Origin of the sequence: Streptomyces sp. NPDC002825, assembly GCF_040295385.1 — a bacterium.
Lineage (GTDB): Bacteria > Actinomycetota > Actinomycetes > Streptomycetales > Streptomycetaceae > Streptomyces.
This window is the reverse complement of record NZ_JBEOVH010000003.1, coordinates 1-20809: the sequence shown is the minus strand read 5'-3', so window position 1 is coordinate 20809 and position 20809 is coordinate 1. Positions and strand designations below refer to the sequence as shown.

15 protein-coding genes and 3 pseudogenes are annotated in these 20809 nt (G+C 69.8%); 7 read left to right on the top strand and 11 right to left on the bottom strand.

The genetic code is table 11. The annotated features are described in order from the left end of the window. Nucleotides 1-571: 571 nt before the first annotated feature. The 5 genes from ABT041_RS04620 to ABT041_RS04600 form a co-directional block, all read right to left on the bottom strand. Entirely contained in the window at nucleotides 572-1171 is a 600-nt protein-coding gene (locus tag ABT041_RS04620) for a pentapeptide repeat-containing protein (protein ID WP_351178922.1), read from the bottom strand. 28 nt (nucleotides 1172-1199) lie between these two features. Further along, a complete protein-coding gene (locus ABT041_RS04615) occupies nucleotides 1200-5912 on the bottom strand; it encodes a putative T7SS-secreted protein (RefSeq protein WP_351178919.1) in 4713 nt (1570 codons plus the stop codon). A 2-nt stretch (nucleotides 5913-5914) separates the two neighbouring features. Then, entirely contained in the window at nucleotides 5915-6559 is a 645-nt protein-coding gene (locus ABT041_RS04610) for a hypothetical protein (RefSeq protein WP_351178916.1), read from the bottom strand. Next, nucleotides 6556-7044: a hypothetical protein gene (locus ABT041_RS04605; RefSeq protein WP_351178913.1), complete on the bottom strand. Its 489-nt coding sequence runs from the start codon at nucleotides 7042-7044 to the stop codon at nucleotides 6556-6558. Before ABT041_RS04605 ends, ABT041_RS04610 begins: the two co-directional genes overlap by 4 nt. A 338-nt stretch (nucleotides 7045-7382) precedes the next feature. After that, nucleotides 7383-7679, bottom strand: coding sequence for a phospholipase effector Tle1 domain-containing protein (locus ABT041_RS04600; protein ID WP_351178910.1), 297 nt, complete (start codon nucleotides 7677-7679; stop codon nucleotides 7383-7385). Nucleotides 7680-8072: 393 nt separating this feature from the next. Between ABT041_RS04600 and ABT041_RS04595 the strand changes: the two genes are divergently transcribed. Together ABT041_RS04595 and ABT041_RS04590 are read left to right on the top strand one after the other, a co-directional pair. Continuing rightward, entirely contained in the window at nucleotides 8073-8204 is a 132-nt protein-coding gene (locus ABT041_RS04595) for a hypothetical protein (protein WP_351178907.1), read from the top strand. A gap of 153 nt (nucleotides 8205-8357) precedes the next feature. Then, nucleotides 8358-9434: pseudogene (locus ABT041_RS04590) on the top strand (IS701 family transposase); the annotation flags it as partial. A 347-nt stretch (nucleotides 9435-9781) separates the two neighbouring features. Here ABT041_RS04590 and ABT041_RS04585 read toward each other — a convergent pair. From ABT041_RS04585 to ABT041_RS04575, 3 genes and pseudogenes are all read right to left on the bottom strand, one after another. Beyond that, nucleotides 9782-10246, bottom strand: a pseudogene (locus tag ABT041_RS04585) (IS3 family transposase); the annotation flags it as partial. Nucleotides 10247-10726: 480 nt separating this feature from the next. Beyond that, nucleotides 10727-11674, bottom strand: a complete 948-nt coding sequence (locus ABT041_RS04580) for an AAA family ATPase (protein ID WP_351178905.1) — start codon at nucleotides 11672-11674, stop codon at nucleotides 10727-10729. A 287-nt stretch (nucleotides 11675-11961) separates the two neighbouring features. Continuing rightward, nucleotides 11962-12450: a TetR/AcrR family transcriptional regulator gene (locus ABT041_RS04575; protein WP_351179981.1), complete on the bottom strand. Its 489-nt coding sequence runs from the start codon at nucleotides 12448-12450 to the stop codon at nucleotides 11962-11964. A gap of 171 nt (nucleotides 12451-12621) precedes the next feature. On the opposite strand from ABT041_RS04575, the gene ABT041_RS04570 reads away from it, so the two are divergent. From ABT041_RS04570 to ABT041_RS04560, 3 genes are all read left to right on the top strand, one after another. Further along, nucleotides 12622-14157, top strand: coding sequence for an MDR family MFS transporter (locus ABT041_RS04570; protein ID WP_351178902.1), 1536 nt, complete (start codon nucleotides 12622-12624; stop codon nucleotides 14155-14157). Nucleotides 14158-14205: 48 nt separating this feature from the next. Then, entirely contained in the window at nucleotides 14206-15648 is a 1443-nt protein-coding gene (locus ABT041_RS04565; protein ID WP_351178900.1) for an aldehyde dehydrogenase, read from the top strand. A 151-nt stretch (nucleotides 15649-15799) separates the two neighbouring features. Next, complete coding sequence (locus ABT041_RS04560; RefSeq protein WP_351178897.1) at nucleotides 15800-16600, top strand: SDR family NAD(P)-dependent oxidoreductase; 801 nt, start codon at nucleotides 15800-15802, stop codon at nucleotides 16598-16600. A gap of 47 nt (nucleotides 16601-16647) precedes the next feature. Here ABT041_RS04560 and ABT041_RS04555 read toward each other — a convergent pair whose 3' ends face one another. After that, complete coding sequence (locus ABT041_RS04555; protein WP_351178894.1) at nucleotides 16648-16836, bottom strand: TetR/AcrR family transcriptional regulator; 189 nt, start codon at nucleotides 16834-16836, stop codon at nucleotides 16648-16650. A gap of 33 nt (nucleotides 16837-16869) precedes the next feature. Here ABT041_RS04555 and ABT041_RS04550 point away from each other — a divergent pair, with 33 nt between their 5' ends. Continuing rightward, the gene (locus ABT041_RS04550; protein ID WP_351178891.1) at nucleotides 16870-18171 is read left to right on the top strand and encodes an ISL3 family transposase; all 1302 of its coding nucleotides are present in this window, start codon (nucleotides 16870-16872) and stop codon (nucleotides 18169-18171) included. Between the two features lie 18 nt (nucleotides 18172-18189). Here ABT041_RS04550 and ABT041_RS04545 read toward each other — a convergent pair whose 3' ends face one another. Next, a complete protein-coding gene (locus ABT041_RS04545; protein WP_351178888.1) occupies nucleotides 18190-18732 on the bottom strand; it encodes a DUF6368 family protein in 543 nt (180 codons plus the stop codon). Between the two features lie 870 nt (nucleotides 18733-19602). On the opposite strand from ABT041_RS04545, the pseudogene ABT041_RS04540 reads away from it, so the two are divergent. After that, nucleotides 19603-20027: pseudogene (locus tag ABT041_RS04540) on the top strand (transposase family protein); the annotation flags it as partial. Nucleotides 20028-20040: 13 nt separating this feature from the next. On the opposite strand, the gene ABT041_RS04535 reads toward ABT041_RS04540, so the two are convergent. Further along, complete coding sequence (locus ABT041_RS04535; RefSeq protein WP_279949063.1) at nucleotides 20041-20262, bottom strand: hypothetical protein; 222 nt, start codon at nucleotides 20260-20262, stop codon at nucleotides 20041-20043. Nucleotides 20263-20809 lie beyond the last annotated feature (547 nt).

Below are 20809 nucleotides of genomic sequence, written 5' to 3'. Positions count from 1 at the left end.
TGCACTGCAAAGTCCCAGTGATCGTCCACAGGTCGCGGTGGTGCGAGGAGTACGGGCCGAGCCGTCACGAACGCATCGGAGCTGCGGTTGAACGGGGTGACCTTCCCAAGTCGCCCTGAACCAACGGAGCTTCGATGTGTCGCCAGTCTGCCACCGGCTGTCTGATCAAGTCGCCCGCTGTGGAAGGCGTGGCGGGATTGTCGCTGATGGAGAGGTTGCGGTTGCTGCCGGATCCACGATCTCGTCGTCGCTCCGCTGGACGAGCAGCCTGCGCCCGGGCCGCCCCGCGATCTCCGGCGGACCGGCCTGCGACGAGGGCATGAGAGCGGGGACGGTGGCACGGAGCCGAGCGTGAACGGGCAAGCGGATCTCCCGCGGGGCGGTCGAACCCGAGGAAGAGCACGGCGGGCCTCGGACACCGGTCGCGGAGGGGGTGCGGTCGGCCTCACGGCCCCAAGCGACTGCGGCACCCGTGGCGCGCGGGGTGACGGCTGATCGGTGGGGCCGCCGCCTTCGCGGCAGCCCTCGAGATCGGTGAGGGGACCTTCGTGGTCCGTCGACAGCTGAGGGTCTACGGCCTCAGTGAGCCGCGGCGGGTCCCCTCCAGGCGTGCGCCGTCCAGGATCGTGCCCACCGTCCTGGCCGCCACCATCACGGCGTCCGACAGGTCCGCGTCGGAGAAGTCCGCGTCGCCGAGTTCGGCCGCGACGAACTTCACCCGGCGCAGGGAGGCGCCGGACAGCCGGGTGCCGACGAGGCGGGCGCGGGAGAACACGGCGTCGTCCGCGTTCGCGCCGCTGAGGTCGGCCCCGCTGAGGTCGCAGAGCCCGGCGTTCACGCGGGTGAGGGTCGCGTTCACCAGCGTGGCCTCGCGCAGGTCGGTGCCGGTCAGGAACGCGTCGGTGAGGTCGCAGCCGCTCAGGTCGCAGCCACGCAGGTCGGCGTAGCTGAGAATGACGTCCTTCAGGTCCACGCCGCCGAGGCCCGCACCGGCAAGCGGAATGCCGGCCAGATCGTTCTCGGTGCCCCAGGGCAGGGTCCACTCGCGCACGAGCGCGCGCCAGTCGCCACCGCCGGCGAGGGCGGCGCGGATGCCCTCGAGGGCGGGGGCGTTCTCCGGGCGGGCCCACCGCTCGCGTACCTCGGTGGCGTGGCTGTTCTCGTCGGTCATGGGCGCACTGTTCCGTTTCTGGGATCGGTCATGGCTGCTGCTTGATCTGGTGCAGGAAGCCTTTCACACGGTCCAGGTGGTAGACGGTCTCGTCGTGCTTCTTGAGGAGCACTTCGAGCCCGCGCTCGGTCATGCCGTCCGGTAGCTTCTCCATCTCCTTCCACAGGGCCTTGCGGACGTTCTCCAGTCCGTTCGCGGCCTGTGTGAGGTCCTGGACGTGGTCGAAGGGGGTGCCGTCCGGCTTGCGGGCCACCACCTCGCCGCCCGCCTCGCGCCGCGCCGCCGAGTAGTGGTTGTGGTTGGGCTCGGAGTTGATGCGGCCGATCGGGTCGGCCTTGATGTTCTCCAGCTTCTGGATGGCGTTCATCGCCTCGTCGCTGAGTCCGAGCCCGCGGTAGGGGGAGAGGCCGAGAGGGTCGGACCAGGTGACCGGGTTGTGGACGTAGGAAGCCGGGTTGGGGGCGGGGAGGAGCCCCAGCGGGTCGGGGGTGAGGTAGCGGGCGGTCTCCGGGTCGTACTGCCGGAAGTAGTTGTGGTGGAGACCGGTCTCGGGGTCGAAGTACTGGCCGGGGAACCGGAGCGGGGTGTAGGCGGTGGCGCCGCTGTTCCACGTGGTGGTGCCCCAGAGCGTGGCGCGGCTGTGCCAGGCCACCCGGCCGGTCTCGTCGACGAGTTCGGTGGGGGTGCCGACGAGGTCGGTGGCGATGGCGAAGAAGCGCTCGTCGACGGCCTCCTGGGAGGCGTCGGCGCCGAGGACGCGTTCGGTCTGGGCCAGCGGCTTGGCGTGCCGGTGGTCCCAGGTGAGGGCGACGGGGCGGGGCAGCTCGGGTGCGGTCGTGACCTGTTCGCACAGGGTCGGGCCGTCCCAGGTGAAGAGGGTCTCCTCGACCACCGTCTTGCCGTCGTCGGCGAGCCGCAGCTTCGCGGTGCGGCGGCCGAGCGGGTCGTACCGGTAGCGCCAACGCGTCCCGTCGGGCGTGGTGACGGCGGTGAGGCGGCTCTCGGCGTCCCAGGTGAACCGCCAGGTGTCCGCTCTTCCGGAGAGCGTGACCCGGCGGCGCAGGGTGATCCGGCCGCCGGCGTCGTGCTCGTACCGGACCGCTCCGGCGCGGGTGAGGGTGGTTCCGGTGTAGCTGCGAGGGCCCGTGGCGTCCTGGCCGGGGTGGCTGCCGGGCCAGGACGCGGAGGTCTGGTTGCCGGAGGCGTCGTAGGCGTACGACTCCTTCCAGCCCGCGGCGGTGACCGTGGTGACGCGGCCGGTGATGTCGAGGCCGTAGCGGAAGGAGCCGCGCAGGGCGTCGTCGAGCGCGGTGAGGTGGCCGTCGGCGCGATAGGTGTAGGCGCGGCGGTTGACGGTGCGGCCGCCCGCGGTCAGGTGCTGGCCGGCCAGCCGCCCGGACCCGTCCCAGGACGTGGTGAGCTCGAGGGCGTCGCCGAAGGCGCGGTGCAGTTCCCGTCCCGCCGTGTCGTGGGTGAAGGAGATCCGCCGGGCGCCGCTGGTGAGCTGGGCGAGCCGGCCGGTGGCGTCGTACGCGTAGCTGGTGACGTGTCCGGTGGGGGTGATGCGGCGGGAGAGGCGTCCGGTGTCGTCGTAGGTGTAGATGAGCGGGCGGCCGTCGACGAGTTCTGCCTTGAGTTCGCCGCGGCGGTCGTACTGCCGGACGAGTTCGCTGTCGGGGCCCTCGGCGCGGACCATCCGGCCGGCGGCGTCGTACGCGTAGGTCGTGACGGCTCCGGCCGCGTCCTTGCGGACGATCCGGTCGAGCGCGTCCCGCTCGTAGCGGATGGTCTGGCCGGTGGGGGCGACGCGGGCGGTGACCTGCCCGACCGCGTTCAGTTCGTAGGCGACGGTCCGCCCGTCGAAGTCGGTCTCGGCGACCGTGCGGCCGGCCCGGTCGTAGGTGTAGTCCCAGGTCAACCCCTGGGGGTCGGTGACCCGGGTGAGGCGGAGGGACGCGTCGTGCTCGAAGGCGTGGCGCGCGCCGTCCGGACCGGTGCGGGCGGCGAGCAGGTCGAAGTGGGTGTACTCGAAGCGGGTCGTGAGGCCGTTCGGATCGGTGTACGCCGTGCAGTTGCCCTCACCGTCGTAGGCCCATGCCTCGACGGTGCCGTCCGGGCGGACGCGCCGGGCGAGTTCGCCGTCCTCGGTCCACTCCAGGGCGGTGACGGCGCCCTGCGGGTCGGTGACGCGGACGAGCCGGCCGTGGGCGTCGCGCTCGCACCGCGTGGTGCCGCCGAGGGGATCGCCGACCTCAAGGGGGAGTCCGGCGGGGTCGCAGCGGAAGGTGGTGACGGCGCCGGAGGGGTCGGTGAGGGTGGCGAGGTGGCCCCGGTCGTCGTAGGCGTAGCGGGTGGTGTGGCCGGCGGGGTCCGTGACGGCGGTGAGGTTGCCGAGGTCGTCGAACTCCTGGCGGGTCCGCCCGCCGTCGGCGTCGATGAACTCCACGGGCAGGCCCCGGTCGTCACGGACGGTGGAGAGCCGGCTGCCGTCGGCCCGGAGGACCGTGAGCAGCCGGCCCTCGTCGTCGTACGAGAAGGCGGTCGTCCGGCCGAGGGCATCGGTGCGGGTGAGGAGGTTCCCGCGGGCGTCGTGGCCGAGCCGGGTGGTGTGGCCGAGCGGGTCGACGGTGGCGAGGACGTGGCAGGCGCCGTCGATCAGATGGCGGGTGACCCGTCCGTCGGCGGTGGTGAGGGTGGTGGTGCGGTGGCCGGTGGCCGGATCGGGGTGGCCGTAGGCGAGGGTGAGCTGGACGTGGCCGTCCTCGCCGCCCTCGCCGATGACCCGGTCGTGCTCGTCGTAGGCGTAGTCGTAGCGGCTGCCGTTGGAGTCGGTCCAGGTGATCACCCGGTGCCGGTCGTCGTAGGCGAGGGTGAGGGTGGCGCCGGAGGGCTTGGTGACCGCGGTCAGGTCGCCGTCGGTGTGGCCGTAGCGGACGAGTTCCTGTCCGGTGCCGTCGGGAAGGCGCAGGGCGAGGCGTGTCACCCGGCCGTTCTCGGTCGTGACGTCGACGTGGTAGCCCGCCGTGTGGACGAGGGCGAGCGGGGTTCCGTCCTCGGTGCGGTCGACGGTGACGGCGTTGCCGTTGCGGTCCACCGTCCGAACGAGCCATGCCTCTCCGTCGCCGCCCGGTTCGGTGCCGGCGGGCGCGGCGAAGTGCCGGGTCAGACCGGTGTCCGGATCGGTGAGCGTGTAGTCGCCGGACTCGTCGCGGGCGAGCGGCCGACGGCCGGTGCCGGACTCGGGGAGCGTGGGGAGACCGGGCACGGGGTGCGGGTAGGGGAGCAGGAGTCCGTCGTCCGTGACGTGGACGACCCCCTGCGCGTCGATCTCCAGGTGCTCGTCGACGGTGGAGGACCACGAGGGGCCGAAGAAGCGTCCGGCGGTGTAGCCGGACTCGACGCGTCGGGTGAAGGTGAGCGGGAGGGTGCCGGGGAGGGAGACGTCGGTCTGGGGCAGGAACATCCGGCCCGAGGCCAGGTCCACCGGGTCGGTCTCGTCGACGAGTCGGTGGGCGTCGGGGCGGTTGTGGGTGCCGTTCGGCGACCCGTCGATCAGGCGGCGGGCGCGGTTGGCGTCGGACGCCAGGTCTGCTCCCTCGGCCGCGACCCGGACGCCCTTGACGGCCGCGCCACCGCCGGCGGTGGCGGCGGTGAGCAACAGGTCGGGGACGAGCCGGCCGAGGCCCTCCGCCGGGTCCTTCATGAAGTTGTCGAGCATCTGCTTGCCCGTGCCCCACGGGTCGTTGGCCATGAGGACGAGGCCGGAGGCGAGGCTGTTGAGCTGGGTGAAGTACTCGGCGGGGTGGGTGAGGTTGTACGGGTCGGTGGGGTTGACGCTCCGGACGAAACTGAGCAGTCCGGCCGTGCCCTTGACGATGCCACCGCCGAAGTGCGTCTGCATCACCTGCAGTTCGTCGAGGCCGTCCATGGCCTGCTCGGCGTACGAGGGCTTGGGAGGGGCCGCGTCCCGGGCCGCCCGAATCGCCGTGCGGGCGGTCTCGGCGGCGGCGTTGCGCTGTTTCCGGGCCTCGGCGAGGATCTCCTGCGCCTCCTCCATCAGGGCCTTGCCGGGGTCGCTGAAGGCGCCTGGCCTGGGTGGCAGGGAGGCCGGGTTCCGCTTGTCGGCGGGTTCGGCGTTGTACCGGTCGACGGCCTTGTTGTAGTCGTCGACCTTCTTCTGATGGGCGTTCGCCGCGTCCTCGGACGCCTTGGTGCCCTGCTTCCACTTGTCGATGGCCGTCTGGGCCTGTCCCTGGGCCCACTCGACGGTGAGGCCGAAGCTCGCCAAGGCGTCGGCGGCCTTGCCGAAGGCGTCCGCGCCCTTGAACCACTTCGGCGGCTCGACCGCCACCTTCTCCCGGAAGGCGTCCGCGGCCTCACCCTTCACGGCGGACGCGTCGAGACCCTTGAGCCCCTGACCCACCTTGTCGAAAGAGGACTGCAGGTCGCGCAGGTGGGAGGCGGTCGAGCGGAGCTTGGACGGGCTGCCGTAGATCAGCTTGGTCTTGTCCTCGGTCTGGCCGAGGTCCATCTCGTCGACCTCGGCGCCCATCCGGTTCGCCACCGAGCGCGACTGCTCGCGCACCCAGTCCGCACCGGACTCCCAGCCGACGTCGTCCAACCGGTCCGCGGTCCAGTTGCCGGCGTCCTCGACCCGGTTGCCGACCCACTCGACCCCGTCCTCGACCGCGTCCTCGACGACGTCCGGTGTGAGGTCGCTGATGAAGTCCCCGATGCCCACGCTCAGTTCCCCCCGGTGTTCCGCTGCTGGGCCCTCTCCTCAGGGGACGGGCCGAACGTCTCGTCCACCGCACGGTCGAAGTCGCCCTGGTCCACCCCGAGGAGCTCGTTGAGGATCCGCGCCCGGCTCCCGCCCTCGCCCTCCGTGAGGACGGCCCGTCCGGTGTCCTTCCAGGTCTGCGCGATGTCGTCGCCGGCGCGGTCGAAGGACTCGGCGCTCCAGTCGGGGCTGAGGTAGTCGGGCGTGAACACGTCGCCCCAGTCCTGTTTGACGATGTCCGCCTCCGAGGCGTGCGGGTTGCCCACGGCGGAGTTCACAGCGATCTTGAAGGTGCCCTGGAGGTACTGGTCCTCCTCCCAGACGATTCCGGCGGCCAGCCCCAGCGTCGCCGCGAGGGTGTTGGCGTCCTGGATCTGCGCTCGCACGCCCCATTCCCAGCGCTCGCAGTAGTCCTCGAAGTCGGCCGACAGACCGTGGTGTCCGGCCTCCATGCCGGTCATCGAGAGCTCGGAGAACCCCTTGCCGAGCACGGAGCCGGTGCCCGTGCCGATGTCGCGGAGTTCGGCGGTGGCCGCCCGGATCCCCTCGGTGATCCGCTTGATGCTCTCCTGGTCGAACCGCAGGTTCTCCTGCCCGCCCCCGCTCATCGGGCGTCACCGCCGGCGGTCGGCCCCGAGGCCGCGGCTGGGCCGTCGGCCGGAGAGGGCGTCGGCCCGTCGGTCGGGACGTCGATCGCCACGTCGTCGGGCACGATGCCCCGGACCGGCGGGAAGGCCATCGCCCCCTCCGGATCGGCGATGTCGACGGCCACCCCGGCGGGCACGCCCAGGGCGGGGACGATCTCGTCGAGCAGCCGCGCGCCGCGCAGCGCCGCGTAGTCCCAGGTGCGGGTGGCGTCGTCCGCCCGCGAGCCGGGGGCGAGGGAACGAGCCCGGGCGAACCGGGCGAGCGCCGCCTCGTCGGTGAAGGCGCAGATCCAGCGCACCCCACCGAGCTCCGCCGTCCACAGACCGCCGGAGTCCACCGGGACGAGGACGAGGGCACGCCGTAGCTCCCCCACCAGCTCCCTCGGATCGCCGAGCCCGGCCCGCCGTTCGGCGATCCGTTCCGCAAGTGCCGTCGCTCCGCCCACCGACCCGCCTCCCCGACGTCGTACCGGGCCTCCCCCGTTTCACGTGTGTACACGCTTTCCCTCTCCGTATGGTTCCCCGGATCGACCGTACGAGCACTCGCCCGTCGGGATCCCGGTGGGGACGCCTGCCCATCGGAACCCCGAACCGGATCCGGTGGGGACACGCGCCCCACGCACGCGAGGAGCCCCGGCGACACCGAAGCAGCCGCCCACCGGGACGCCGGTTGACGCCGCCGCCGAGGGGTCCTCCGTCCGCCGAATCCCCGGACGGACCCGCCATCTCCGGTACGCGGGGCCACGGTTGAAGAACCGGGGTTCTCCCGTCGCGTCGAGCCGGATCACCTGCCGTACGCCTTCTTCTCGAGCAGGAGGCCCGCGTCGAGGACGCCGTCCACGATCCGCTTGGGCGCGACGGTGGGAAGTCTCGGGTCGTCGTCGAAGGTGCCGCCCACGTCGGAGTGGCCTCCGTCGAACCAGGCCTCCTCGATGGGCGGGCCCGGCGCCCCCGGCTCCTTCGGCGGCAGGACGAGGTGCTCCTCGTACGGTCGGCGCTTCTCGTCGGTGGAGACGGCGTGGCGGACGCGTGCCACGTCGGGGGTCGCGTGCGGTACGAGGTTCTCCGCCCCGGGCCGCAACAGGCCGACTTGAGCAGGCCGGCCAGGGCGCGCGGTGTACGTGCTGCCGCTGAAGCCGAAGAGGTGGATCCGGTCGCCGGGTGCGTAGGCTGCATCAGGTACGTGTACGACTCGGCATCAACTGGCTGATCGCATGCGTGAGGCGATCAGCGGGGCGACCGACGGCCTCGCGGGGTCCTGTTCGAGGGCCACCATCGACGCGTACGACCAGCGGGCCGGTGAGGAGCCACCGACCCGGGTGGCGCGGTGATGATCAGGGTGCGACGGAGCGCTGGAGCCCAGGCCCGTCAGACCGCCACCCAGGTCCTTCGAGACTACGAGGTGGTCACGTTTGCCGTCCGGCTGGACGGGTCGGACGCCGACCCCGCTCCAGCGCGGCGAGACCATACCGCTGTGACCGTCAAGGTAATGATCGCGTCGGGCGTCATGGCGGGGCTCGTCGACGTGCATTGCCTCGACCCGGATCTCTGCATCCTCCCCGGCCTGATCGAGCTGGACGCCACCGTATGGCCCAGGAACAGCTAGTACTCCAGCAGGACTTTGGTGTCTGACCTGGGGCGATGCCGGGCGGCTGGAGTGTAGCGGGACGGAAGCTGGTCAGGGGCGGTCTCGAAGAGACCGCCCCTCGATCGTGCGACAGCGTCGCTGGTAGTGACAGCGGCGGGGCAGCCTCCTCGCGTGATCACCGGGCATGCTGCCGAGCAGTGGAACCTGGAACTGGACGACCTCTTCGTGACCATCGGCCACCGTTTCGGCCGAGTCGAGCTCCGTCGCCGCATACGCGACTACGTACGCGGTCTGCTCGCCCCGGTGGCTCGCAAGAACAGTTGGCAGCTGGCCGAGCAGGCCGGCCATGCCACTCCTGATGGTTTGCAGCACCTGCTCGCCGGTGCCAAGGGGGAGCCCGACGACGTCCGCGACGACCTGCAGGGATACATCGCCGACAAGCTCGGCGAGGACAATGCAGTCCTCATCATCGACGACACTGGTTTCATCAAGAAGGGCGTCACTTCCGCCGGAGTACAGCGCCAGCACTCCGGGACCGCCGGTCGCACCGAGCGCCTACGCCACCACCCACGGCCGGGCCCTGGTGGACCACGATTTCTACCTCCCGAAGTCCTGGACCGAGGACCGCGAACGCTGTCGTGCGGCCAGAGTCCCCGACGAGCGGGAGTTCGCCAGCAAGGGCGAACTGGCCCGGCGCATGGTGTTGCGATGCCTCGCCTCGCCGCTGCCCATCACCTGGGTCACCGCGGATTCCGCCTACGGACAGGAGAGCCGCTTTCGCCGGCCTCTGGAACAGTCGGGTGTCGGCTACGTACTGGCCGTGCCCAAGTCCCAGTACACCGTGGACTGTCCCCGCATCGACGGCTTGTTCGCGCAGGCCCGGGCGAAGCGTGGGAGAAGATCTCGTGCGGTGACGGCGCGAAGGGCCGGCGCGTCTACCACTGGGCGGCGGTGCGGCTGCCGACCGTCGCCGAGTTCGACTACCAGGGCGAGGTCCCCCACCGGATGCGGTGGGCCCTGGCCCGGCGCAGCATCCGCAAGCCCGACGAGATCGCTTACTACCTCGCTTACGCCCTCTTGGAGACCACCGTTCAGGAGTTGGTGCGGATCGCCGGGACGCACTGGGCGATCGAGGAGTGTTTCCGGGCCGCTAAGAACGAATGCGGCCTGGACCAGTACGAAGTTCGCCGCTACGTCGGCTGGTATCGGCACATTACCCTCGCCATGCTCGCGCACGCCTTCCTGACAACACGGCACACCAGCCCCGGGAAAAAGGGGGTGGAACAGGTGAGGCACTCGGGGCTGTCAGGCTCACAGTGGCGGAGGTTCGACGACTCCAATGGCACCAGAGAGCCCCCCCGCCAGCTAACCGGGCCTCAGCTTGCCGGGTCTTTGGGTCGTGAAGCCTCTCACGAGGGCGTCGCAATGCGGCTTCGGGTCCCCCCTCGGGGCCGCCGCCACGCCACTCGATCGGCGGGTGCCGTAACTCCGCGAGGTCTGCCGCGGGGGTCGGCTCGGTCGCCCGGCCGCAAGGGGTGCGGGGCGACCTGGTCTGAAGAGGGCGGGCTTTGCCCTATTTCGTAGACACTCGACTGCTACGCAACCAAGTCCAGGGTAGTGACGGTCGTGATGTGCTGCCGCTCGTGGTCGGTCGGACTGCGGTAACCGAGGGCGGAGTGCCGCCGCTCGCGGTTGTACCAAGCCATCCAGGAGAAGACCGCGATGCGGGCCTGCGCCCGGGTCACCGAGCGTGAGCCGTAGAGCAGTTCACGCTTCAACGTGGCGAAGAAGGACTCCGCGAGGGCGTTGTCGTAGCTGGAGCCGACCCGGCCCATCGAGCGGCGTGTCCCGTGAGTCCGGCAGACATCGGCGAACGCCGCCGACGTGTACTGCGTGCCGCGATCGGAGTGGAACACCACGCCTCGCACATCACCTCCCCGGACATCCACAGCGGCCTGGACCGCGTCGACGACCAGGCCGGCACGCATGTGCTCGGCCAGCGACCAGCCCACGACCCGCCGCGAATGCATGTCGATCACCGTGGCCAGATACATCCACGCCCGCAGCGCGCTGGAGCAGCGGCCGGTACTGGCTGAGGGTGTCCACGTGGTAGGCGGCGACGCCGAGCCGCGTGACGTCCCACGGTTCCAGGGCGTGGAGGCCGGCGTAGGCGCGTTCCACCCGCTTCCGCACACCGGCGCCGCGACGCACCACGTCGCCCCAGGCGTCCTGGTAGATACGTGAGCACGAGGGCACCAGGTCGCCCAGTGAGCCGAGCAGCTCGTGAGTCCTCTCCCACCAGACCTCGTCACTCGCGTACTGGTTGATGGCAAGCAGCAGGTCCACCAGACGGATGAGCACCTCGGCCGGCTCCCGCGGCCCGCTGTCGCGCATGCTCTCGATCGCTGCGAACACCTGCCGCTGCGAAGACCGGATGTCCCCGTCCGTGAAGAGCGCGACGTAGCCCGACGTGACCACCGAGTCGGGGGAGGCGTCGGTACCGGACCCGGTGCCCGAGAGGAGTAACTGCTGCGCGTGCTTCAGCATGCCGGAGTGACCGGCGATGTACGCCGCGCTGCCCAGCCTCCTGGACGCACCGCCTCATGAGCACCCGTCATGCGGTAACGGGCGCCTCCCGTGGGGCCGGTCGCCGCACCGGCACCGACGCCGTCCAGAGCGCCGTGCAGCAGCACCGCACGGACTTCGTCGCTGAGAGCTTTGATCCGGGTGCCGTACACCTGCTGGAGACGCTGGGGGAGCGGGATGCCGGCGTACCCGAAGAGTGCCTCAGGTGTGTGCCCCGTGCGGTTGCCCCGCGCATACGACGGCAGCTCCAGCAGGGCCAGCGGGTTGCCCTGGGCCGCCTCCAGAATCAGACCGCGGATCCGGGAGTCCAGCTCCGGGTGGTGCCTGTCGAGGAGTTGTCCTGATGCCGCCCCCGACAGCGTGGGCACCGCGAGTTCCGGAAGTGCGGCGGTGTCGAAGCCCGAGGGCAGGCCGGAACGCAGGGTGACGACGAGGTTCACCGCGCTGCCGGTGAGCCGGCGCCCCACGAATCCGCACACCTCGGTGCTGGAGGTGTCGAACCACTGGCCGCCGTCGTCGAGTACCAGCAGCAAGGGCTTCTGCGATGCCACGAGGGAGGAGAGCTCGAGGACGGCGATGCCGAGGGGCATGACCGAGGGAGGAGAGCCCTCACCCCGGCCGAAGACGACGTCGAACACCTTCCGGTGGCCGTCGTCGAGCCGGTCGATGGAGGAGAGCAGCGGGTACAGGAACTGGTGCAGGCCGCCGAACGGCAGCTCCGACTCGGCCTCGACCCCGGCAGCCCTGATCACCCGGTGCTCCTCGCCCGCGGCGAGGCCGTCGACGTGGTCCAGCAGGGCGCTCTTGCCCACACCCGCGTCGCCGCGCAGGACGAGGGCTTGGCCTCCGGCGGCCGCCACGAGCTCGGACAGCACCGACTGCTCGCGTTCGCGGCCGACCATCGCCCCGTCGATCGACTTCGTCGCCCCCTACATCCTTCCCCGTTGAACCGGCCCGGCTCGAACGCCCCGCGGTTCACGCGCACGCTCGGTGCCGTCGCCCGCACCGCGCCTGTGCCCGTGGCGTCACGCCACCCTGCGAGCCGCCGTGCGGCAACACTGGATATCCACGAGGAACCCCGTCACGTGGTATGGCCGAAAACGTTCTTGATGCGCGGGCCGCTCCCTGCAGCGTTCTCCGGCGGAGACACGTGGAGACACCTGTTCCTCGATCGAGGGCCCTTGCCGGGTCAGGACGCTCCGGTGCCGTGCAGAAACGTGTCGACGACGACGTCGGCTGCTCGGCCGGGGCTCAGCCCGGGGCTCTGTCGGGACACCAGGTTCATGAGCTCGGGCAGCAGCGCGCTTGCCCATCCTTCGGGAAGGCCGGGACGGAGCAGTCCTTCGTCGGTGGCGCGTTCGAGGAAGGCGTCGACTTCGCGGACGGCGGCGTCGCGGCGTGCGTGGACGGTGTCGTCGGCGAGCATGCGCGTGAGGTCGACCGGCCAGGTGCGGTTGACGGTGATGATGTTCTCGACGTAGCGGTGCAGGGCGACGGCGACGGGTGCTTCGCGGAGCCGTGCGTCCTCGATGGCTTCTTCGATGGCCGTCAGACGGGCTTTGTAGACGGCGGCGAGGAGGGCCTCGCGGGAGTCGAAGCGCCGGTAGACGGTGCTCCGGTCCACGCCGGCCTCGGCGGCGATGGCCGCCATGCTCGCGCCGGGATCGGCGGCGAGCATCCGTGCCCCGGTGGTCAGTACGGCTTCCAGATTACGTGCTGCGTCGGCTCTCACCGCCCCGATTCTAGCCAGGAACTGTGGAACCTGAGAAACCTAACGCCACTGCCATGTAGAGAAGCGCTCATTAAGTGCTACATTGATGTGGCAGATACTTCAGAAAGGGCAACTCTGATGTTGAAGTCATCATCGTCCTCGTCCCCCCGGGCAGGTGGGGTGGGCGCCGCCATGAGCGCATTGGTCCTCGCGGTTCTCCTTGCGGCCCTCGACCAGACCATCGTGTCCACGGCACTGCCCCGGATAGCCCAGGACCTGAACGGGTTCGACGACATCGCGTGGGTCAGCGCCGCCTACCTCCTCGCCTCGACGGCCGTCACACCGATGTGGGGAAAGCTCGGCGACATGTTCGGCCGCAAGCGCCTCTACCTGACCGCGACCACGGTCTTCCTGGTCGCGTCGGTGGCCTGCGGCCTGGCGCAGAACCTGCCCGAGCTGATCGGAGCCCGGGTGCTCCAGGGCGTGGGCGGCGGCGGCATGATCGTGCTGACCTTCGCCCTGGTCGGCGACATCGTCGCCCCGGCCGAACGAGGCCGCTACCAGGCGACGTTCGGTTCGGTCTACGGCGTCGCCAGCATCGTCGGCCCCCTCCTCGGCGGGGTCTTCACCGACCAGCTGTCCTGGCGATGGGCTTTCCTGATCAACCTGCCCATCGGCGCGCTGGCCCTGGTCGTCGCCGCGCGGGCGCTGCCCGCGGGGACCAGGGGAGCCAAGGCCCGCATCGACTGGCTCGGCGCCACCGTCCTGGCAGCGATCGCGACCGGCCTGGTCCTGATCACCTCGTTCGGCGAGCGCTGGGGCTGGGGCTCGCCGGCGATCATCGGCCTCGTCCTCGCCACGATCGCGCTGGCCGCGCTGCTGGTGCCCATCGAGCGCCGCGCCGCAGCCCCGGTCCTGCCGCTGGCCATGCTCGGCTCCCGGACCGTGGTCTTCTCCTCGCTCATCGGGTTCTTCGCCAACGCCGCGATGTTCGCGGTCCTGGTCTACCTGCCGACCTACCTCCAGATCGTCCACGGCGTCTCGGCCACCCTGTCCGGCATCCACATGCTGCCGCTGGTCGCCGGCCTGGTCATCAGCCAGTCCCTGGCCGGACGCTGGGCCGCGCACATCGATCGGCTGCGGGTGATCCTGCTCGCGGGCCTGGCCGCGAACCTCGCCGGGCTGCTCCTGCTGGGCACGATCGGGGCCGCCACCAGCACCTTCGCGCTGAGCGCCTACTTCCTGATCACCGGAGTCGGCATCGGCATGGTGCCCATGGTCGTACTGACCACCGTCCAGAACAGCGTGCCCACCGCCGACCTCGGTGCCGCCAGCGCCGTGGTCACCTTCGCCCGCTCCATCGGCGCGGCCTTCGGAGTCGCCGTCTTCGGCACCTTGCTCAACAGCGGCTTCGCCGCCCGCACCAGCGGCCTGCCGGCCACGGCAGGCTTCGACGCCGCCCGCCCCGACACCATCGGCCGGCTTCCCGCGGCGCTCCGCGACACCGCGCTGGACGGCTTCGCCCACGCCACGGCCGCCGGATATCTGTGGATCGCCCCCACCCTGGCCGCCGGAATCCTCCTGGCCGTCTTCCTCAAGCCCGCCCGAAAGCCCGGCGCCACGGCGCCGGCCACCCGGTCCGCTCCCGCCAAGGACACCGTCCAGACCGCCTGAACCACCCCACAGCACGCCAACACCGAGCATCGGAAAGAGAGAAAGCACATGATCACCTACGACCGGCTTTTCATCGGGGGCTCCTGGGTGGAGCCGAGTGACCCGGAGCTGCTGGACATCGCCTCGCCGCACGACAGGTCGGTGGTCGGTCGGGCCGCTCAGGCGCGCCCGGCGGACATCGACCGCGCGGTCGCCGCGGCGCGGGCGTCGTTCGAGGCGGGGGAGTGGTCGCTGACCCCGCCGGCGGAGCGGATCGCCGTCCTGCGCGGGTTCAACGCCCTGCGCGAGCAGAACGCGGAGAAGATCGCGCACCTGATCTCGCTGGAGAACGGGTCGGCCGGATGGTTCACCCGCGCCGGACAGCCCGGTCTCACCCGCCAGGCGAACGCCTACCTGAAGGCGGCGGAGGAGTTCGCCTGGGAGGAGACACTCGCGCCCTCCGACCCCACCTCCCCGGTACGCAGCGTGGTGCGCCGCGAGGCGGTCGGCGTCGTGGCCGCGGTGATCCCGTGGAACTCCCCGTTCTCCTCGGCCACCTCGAAGATCATCCCTGCTCTGCTCGCCGGCAACTCCGTGGTCCTCAAGGTGTCCCCCGAAAACTCGCTGAGCATGGGCTTCCTCGCTGAGCTGCTGGAGCAAGTGGGTCTGCCGGACGGTGTGATCAGCGTCCTTCCCGCGGACCGGGAGACCAGTGAGTACCTGATCTCCCACAGGGAGGTCGACAAGATCGCCTTCACCGGTTCGACCCGGGCCGGCCGCCGCATCGCCGCCATCGCGGGGGAGCAGCTCAAGCGGGTCAGCCTGGAGCTGGGCGGCAAGTCCGCCGCGGTCATCCTGCCGGACGCCGACATCGACAAGGCCGTCGCGGGCCTGAAGTTCGGATCCCTGCTCAACAACGGCGAGTCGTGCATCGCCCAGACCCGCATCCTGGCCCCCCGCAGCCGGTACGAGGAGGTCGTGACCGCGCTGAAGGACATGGTGGAGTCGCTGAAAGTCGGCCATCCGGACGACCCCGACACCTTCATCGGCCCGATGATCCGACCCGACCAGCAGGAGCGCGTGCGCCACTACATCCGGCTCGGCATCGACGAGGGCGCCCGCCTGGTCACCGGCGGCCCGCAGATCCCCGAGGGGCTGGAGAAGGGCAATTACGTCACCCCGACCGTCTTCGCCGACGTCGACAACGCGATGCGCATCGCCCAGGAGGAGATCTTCGGCCCGGTCCTGGTCGTCATCGCGTACGAGGACGAGGGCGACGCCGTCCGCATCGCCAACGACTCCGAGTACGGCCTCTCCGGCGGCGTCTGGTCCTCCGACGAGGAACACGCCCTGGCGGTCGCCCGCCGCGTCCGCACCGGCACCGTCACCGTCAACGGCGCTTCCGTCGCGTTCGACGGCCCGTTCGGCGGCTTCAAGGCCAGCGGCATCGGCCGCGAGTACGGAGCGGTCGGCCTCGGCACCTACACCGAGTACAAGACCATCACTGTCTGACCTCCAGCCGGGGTTCCCTGGCCGGTAGCCCCACTGAGCAACCCTCCGGCTCGTCCCGACTCGGGAGAAGTCCACGGCTGCATACGTAAGAGTCTCGGCACACTCTCCCGGCCGTCAGGAACGGCACGGGACGACAGAGAAAGAAGCAAATATGAACCTCAATCTCACCGGAAAGCGCGCGCTCGTCACCGGCTCGAACTCCGGGCTCGGTGAGGCCACCGCGAAGCTGCTGGCAGCCGAGGGTGCGGCGATCGTGGTGCACGGGCGGGACAAGGAACGTACGGAAAGGGTCGCGCAAGACATTCGTGATGCCGGTGGGATCGCCACCACGGTGGTGGGCGACCTGGCCGACAACGAGGCCGCCGCCGACGTCGCCCGCGCGGCGACCTCGGAGGGACCCGTAGACATCCTCGTCAACAACGCCGGCTTCTACCGACACCTGTCGTGGGCCGAAGCGAGCCCGGACGAATGGCGGGACACCTACAACATCAACGTCGTCTCGGGTGTCCGGATGATTCAGCACCTGGTCCCGGCGATGCGCGAGCGCGGCTGGGGGCGGGTGGTCACGATCGGCGGCGGCCTCGCCTCCCAGCCGATGAACACCCACCCGCAGTACAACGCCACCCTGGCGGCCCGGCACAATCTCGCCGTGTCCCTGGCCCGTGAACTGAAGGGCACCGGCGTCACCTCCAACGTGGTGTCACCCGGAGCCATCCTGGTCGAGGCCACCAAGGAACTCGTCACGGAGATCGGTCCCGCCCGAGGGTGGGGCGACACCTGGGAAGAGATCCAGCCCAACGCCGTCAACGCGCTCATCCCCAACGACCAGGAACGGTTCGGCGAGCCGGACGAGATCGCAGCAGCCGTGGCGTACCTGTGCAGCGACTACGCCCGGTACGTCAGCGGAGCCACCATCCGCGTGGACGGCGGGCTCATCCGATCCGCGTTCTGAGCCGGACGCGGACTTCACGCCGCCACTGGGCCCCGGAAGACGGCGGGCTACCCGGCAGCGCCGTCCGGGGAGGTGGGCACGGGCGTGGCACCGGCCTCGCCGATGACCGGGCGGAGCGTGTCGGCGAGGAGGTCCGTCAGGCGTTCGTTGTCGGCCGCAGCAAGAGCGGTGGTGCCCACGACGCTGCGCAGCAACCACGTACCGGCGACCAGCGCGAGTACGAGCTGAGCTCGCACGCCCGCGTCGAAACCCTCGAACAGCTGCCAGGGTTGACCCGTCGGTACAGTCGGCGGACCGAGCGCCTGCGGTCGATGCTGGCCGCGGTCGGCCTCGTGCTCGCCGGTCGTGCCGGTGCCCGCATGGCGAGCGTGTTCGGTGTGTCCGTGAGCCGCAGCATGGTGCTGCGGCTGGTCGAAGCGTTGCCCGAGCTTGAAGTTCCGGCCCCTCGAGTGGTCGGCGTCGATGAGTACGCGACTCGCAAAGGGCGCCACTACGGGACTGTTCTGGTTGACGTCGAAAGCCGGCGTCCGGTGGACCTGCTGCCCGACCGGGAGGCGTCCAGTCTGGCGGCTTGGCTCGCGAAACGACCAGGGGTGGAGGTGGTCTGCCGTGATCGGGCACCATTCTTCGCCGAAGGTGCCACGGCCGGGGCACCGCAGGCGGTGCAGGTCGTGGACAGGTGGCATCTTTGGCACAACCTGAGCGAGGCCGCAGAGCGGTGCGTCGCGGACCACCGCGGATGCCTGCAGGTCCTGGGACCGGATCCAGCCCAGCCTGCCCCCGAGCCGGAGAAGTTCGAGGGCCCCTCGGGCTCGCCCTGGCCGAGGGGACACCGCTTCGCTGACCGCACTCGTGTCAACCATGCGACCGTCCACGAACTGCTGGCGGCCGGGCTGAGCCGGAGGGCGATCGGCCGCCAACTCCGTAGGGCCTCGCGCACCGTCAAGCTCTTCGCCGACGCAGCCACCCCGGATGACCTGTTCCAGGGACAGTGGCAGGGCCGGCCATCCAAACTCGACGTCTTCAAGCCCTACCTGGATGACCGCTGGAACCAGGGCTGCACGAACGCCTGGAGGGTATGGGAGGAGATCGTGCCGCTCGGCTATCAGGGCAGCTACCAGCGGGTTCACGCCTATTTCCGGGAGAAGCGGCTCTCGTCAGGCCTCGTGACGGCTCGGCCACCGTCACCCCGGGTCGTCGCCGGATGGATCCTCCGTCGGCCGGAGACCGTCACCGAGACGGAGCACCTTCGGCTCAAGGCCGTTCTGGTCCACTGCCCTGAACTGGACGCCCTCACCGGCCACGTCCGCTCCTTCGGTCAGATGCTCAGCGAGCGCCAGGGCGAACGGTTGCCGCAGTGGCTCGATGCCGTCCGGCGCGACGACCTCCCTGGCCTCCATACCCTCGCCGCAGGCATCGACCGTGACCGTGACGCCGTGATCGCCGGCCTGACCCTGCCTTGGAACTCAGGCGTGGTCGAAGGGCACGTCAACCGGATCAAGATGCTCAAGCGGCAGATGTTCGGCCGAGCCGGCTTCACGCTGTTACGCAAGCGCGTGCTTCTGGCCTAGAAACTGACTGCCCTAGGGCTACTTCAGGAGCCGGAAGCCGGGCTGTCGAGCCCACGCTCTGAGGAATTCTGCTGAACCGTACACTGCAGGCCAGGGATCCGTCATGGTTGCGACGATGCCCGGAAGGCCAGCCACGATCGGCACTTGATCCTCACGAAGTTCGGCGTTGGCGACGCCGCCAATCACGTCCATGACAGCAGCGGTCAGCAGGGCTGTGACGACGTGGTCGACAGGCCTGTTGCAGAACGCTGTGACGTCGACAGCGTGGGTTGGAGTGAAGCCGATGAGGGGTTCCTGGTCGACTTCGTCGGCGTGCTCAGCCTCGAAGAGGGCCTCGTCGCCGATGCCGGGCCCCATGAGGGAGACCATGACAGGCCGACGTCCGTCGATGCCGCCTGTGTCTGCTATGCCGAGGCTCTCCGCGTGAATGTTCAGGTCATACTCGCCGACCCGTTTCTCTTCAAAGTGAGATGAGGATCGGACAAGAAGGTCCCGGAGCTTCTGGATCGATATAGGTGGGACAGGCTCCGCCAACTCAATCACCAACACCGGTCCACTCATGGCGCGAGCCTAGTCATCCAGGCTCCTAGCCCCAACCGATTACTCAGCGTGACTACTGTACGGAAAGTGAGCCAGAACCGAAACTCGTGAACAGAGCCACTGGTTTGCCGGTTCCGGTGAAAGTGGCTCAGATGGTGTTGTTCATGGGATAGAACTGCAGGTCACAGAGTCTGCTCCCCGTGTCCGCGGGGATGGTCGCTGATCAAGCTGGAACGGCAGGCATGGGCCGAGTTGCTCCCCGCCACGTGGGGATGGTCCCGGATGGCAAGGAAATCCGAGCCGGGCTTCACGCCCGGCGGCAGCAGCCAGACGGGCGACTGGTCCGGTCGCGACTTCGGCTCTGGTGCATGCCCTGCTCGGTTCGGCCCACAGCCGGGGCCGGTGTGTGCTCAGGGGTTGATGTCCAGTCCTCCTCCGACGGCCGGCCCGAAGGAGCCGCATTCGGCGATGGATGCCTGGGCGCCCTCTCCTTCACGGACTGCCTGCCGTGTGGGTCCGAAGATTCGGTAGATCGCTCCGCCTGGGTAACCGCAGCGGGCATACGCCCGGTAGGTGTAAGGCTCGTCCCAGAAGTGGCAGAGAACTTGGTATCCGTCGCTGAGCTGCCATTCGTGGCAGCTGGTACGGGCAGCCGAGTTCGTCTGCGCAGGCTGGGCCGAGGCGAAAGTGGCCATGGGGGGCCCGGCCAAGACCGTGGCCATGGCAGCGAGGGCAACCGAGCGTCGGAGCATGTGAGGCCTTCCGGAGCAGTGTCAGTGGTGGCTGGCTTCCTGCGGTGCTGGCTCTTCAATCCGTGACGGTCGCTGATTCCTCCTGCTGGCCGGAGCGTTCCGGCGCATTGCTCTGCGTGTGAGGGGCGCACGGGCAGCGGCACATCGCGGCGTCCTGCGGCCCCTGACAGTGTTGGTCACGCCCGACAGCGGGCGATGCACCTGAGATGATTCCGGTCCTGGTGCGCGGTCGCGTACCACGGCCGGGCGGCGGTCGCCCACGCACCCGGCCTGCTCACGTCAGCCAGACAAGGTGTAGTCATCCTGGCGTAACCGCCGCTACTTGCGCAGGCGCCAGATCAAGCACACCATCCCGGAACCGAAGAATCAGCGGGGCTGACCGGCAGCGCCGCGGTAGCCGAGGAGGTCGACCCACCGGCTTCGACAGGTTGATCTGCAAACGCAGGAACGAAGTCGAGCGAGCCATGAATGCCCTCAAGGCGTCGCGGGCTGTGGCGACCAGGTACGTATATCTTCCACGGCACAGTCACCCTCGTTGCGATCCGGCTCTGGCTGCACTCCTGAGTGTCGGGCATCCTCACTCGCCGGGATGGCTGTGACGCCCGAGGAGGCCGAGTGCGGTCAGCACAGTGACGCAGAGCGTCATCCAGCCGATGAACGCGCCGCCGCCGTACAGCACTGCACCAGCTACCGGCGCCCCGGCCTCATGCGAAAGTACCCCCGCCACCACTGCTACCAGCAGCGACGATACGAAGGACAGAAGCGCAAGAAGTACCTGAACGAGAAAAGTCAGCCTCACAGTCGATCCCTTTCACGAAGGTGATCGACCAGTCGGCGGGCAGCCTCAGCTCGACCACCGCTTGCGGATGGCCTGCTGAGGCTCTGCGACGATTAGAGACTCATCGTGCTCATTGCCTGTCGAGATTGAAGCACTGTCCCCCATCGGACACGTCGCCAGTGCTTGTGGCTCTCGAATGAGCAACGCACATCCTAGCCGCAGGCGTTGAAGCTCGCCAGTGCTCAAGCCTGGAAGGTGGGCGTTCGACCCCCGACCCGGACACGCCCTGGACGAAGCAGTCGATCAGCGGGCTCTAGCCCTGCTCCCGGCTCGCGCGGGGGTGGTCCCGTGGCCGGAGCCTGCGGCTCGACGGTCTCGGGCTGCTCCCTGCCCGTGCGGGGATGGTCCCAGGCGCATGGGTGGTCCGCGTGCGGATCGCGTCTGCTCCCTGCTTGCGTGGGGATGACCGCCGAGGGGGGCGAGCTCAGCGGCTCGACTGGCGTCTGCTCCCCGGGCGCGGGGGATGGTCTCAAGACCGAGGCGATGCGCAAGGAGAAGGGGTTTTGCT

What these genes read in the sequence shown, in the direction of transcription:
- ABT041_RS04620 (WP_351178922.1), bottom strand. Translation starts at nt 1,171, where the DNA reads ATGACCGACGAGAACAGCCACGCCACCGAGGTACGCGAGCGGTGGGCC.
- ABT041_RS04610 (WP_351178916.1), bottom strand. Translation starts at nt 6,559, where the DNA reads ATGAGCGGGGGCGGGCAGGAGAACCTGCGGTTCGACCAGGAGAGCATC.
- ABT041_RS04580 (WP_351178905.1), bottom strand. Translation starts at nt 11,674, where the DNA reads ATGGTCGGCCGCGAACGCGAGCAGTCGGTGCTGTCCGAGCTCGTGGCG.
- ABT041_RS04575 (WP_351179981.1), bottom strand. Translation starts at nt 12,450, where the DNA reads ATGCTCGCCGCCGATCCCGGCGCGAGCATGGCGGCCATCGCCGCCGAG.
- ABT041_RS04570 (WP_351178902.1), top strand. Translation starts at nt 12,622, where the DNA reads ATGTTGAAGTCATCATCGTCCTCGTCCCCCCGGGCAGGTGGGGTGGGC.
- ABT041_RS04565 (WP_351178900.1), top strand. Translation starts at nt 14,206, where the DNA reads ATGATCACCTACGACCGGCTTTTCATCGGGGGCTCCTGGGTGGAGCCG.
- ABT041_RS04560 (WP_351178897.1), top strand. Translation starts at nt 15,800, where the DNA reads ATGAACCTCAATCTCACCGGAAAGCGCGCGCTCGTCACCGGCTCGAAC.
- ABT041_RS04545 (WP_351178888.1), bottom strand. Translation starts at nt 18,732, where the DNA reads ATGAGTGGACCGGTGTTGGTGATTGAGTTGGCGGAGCCTGTCCCACCT.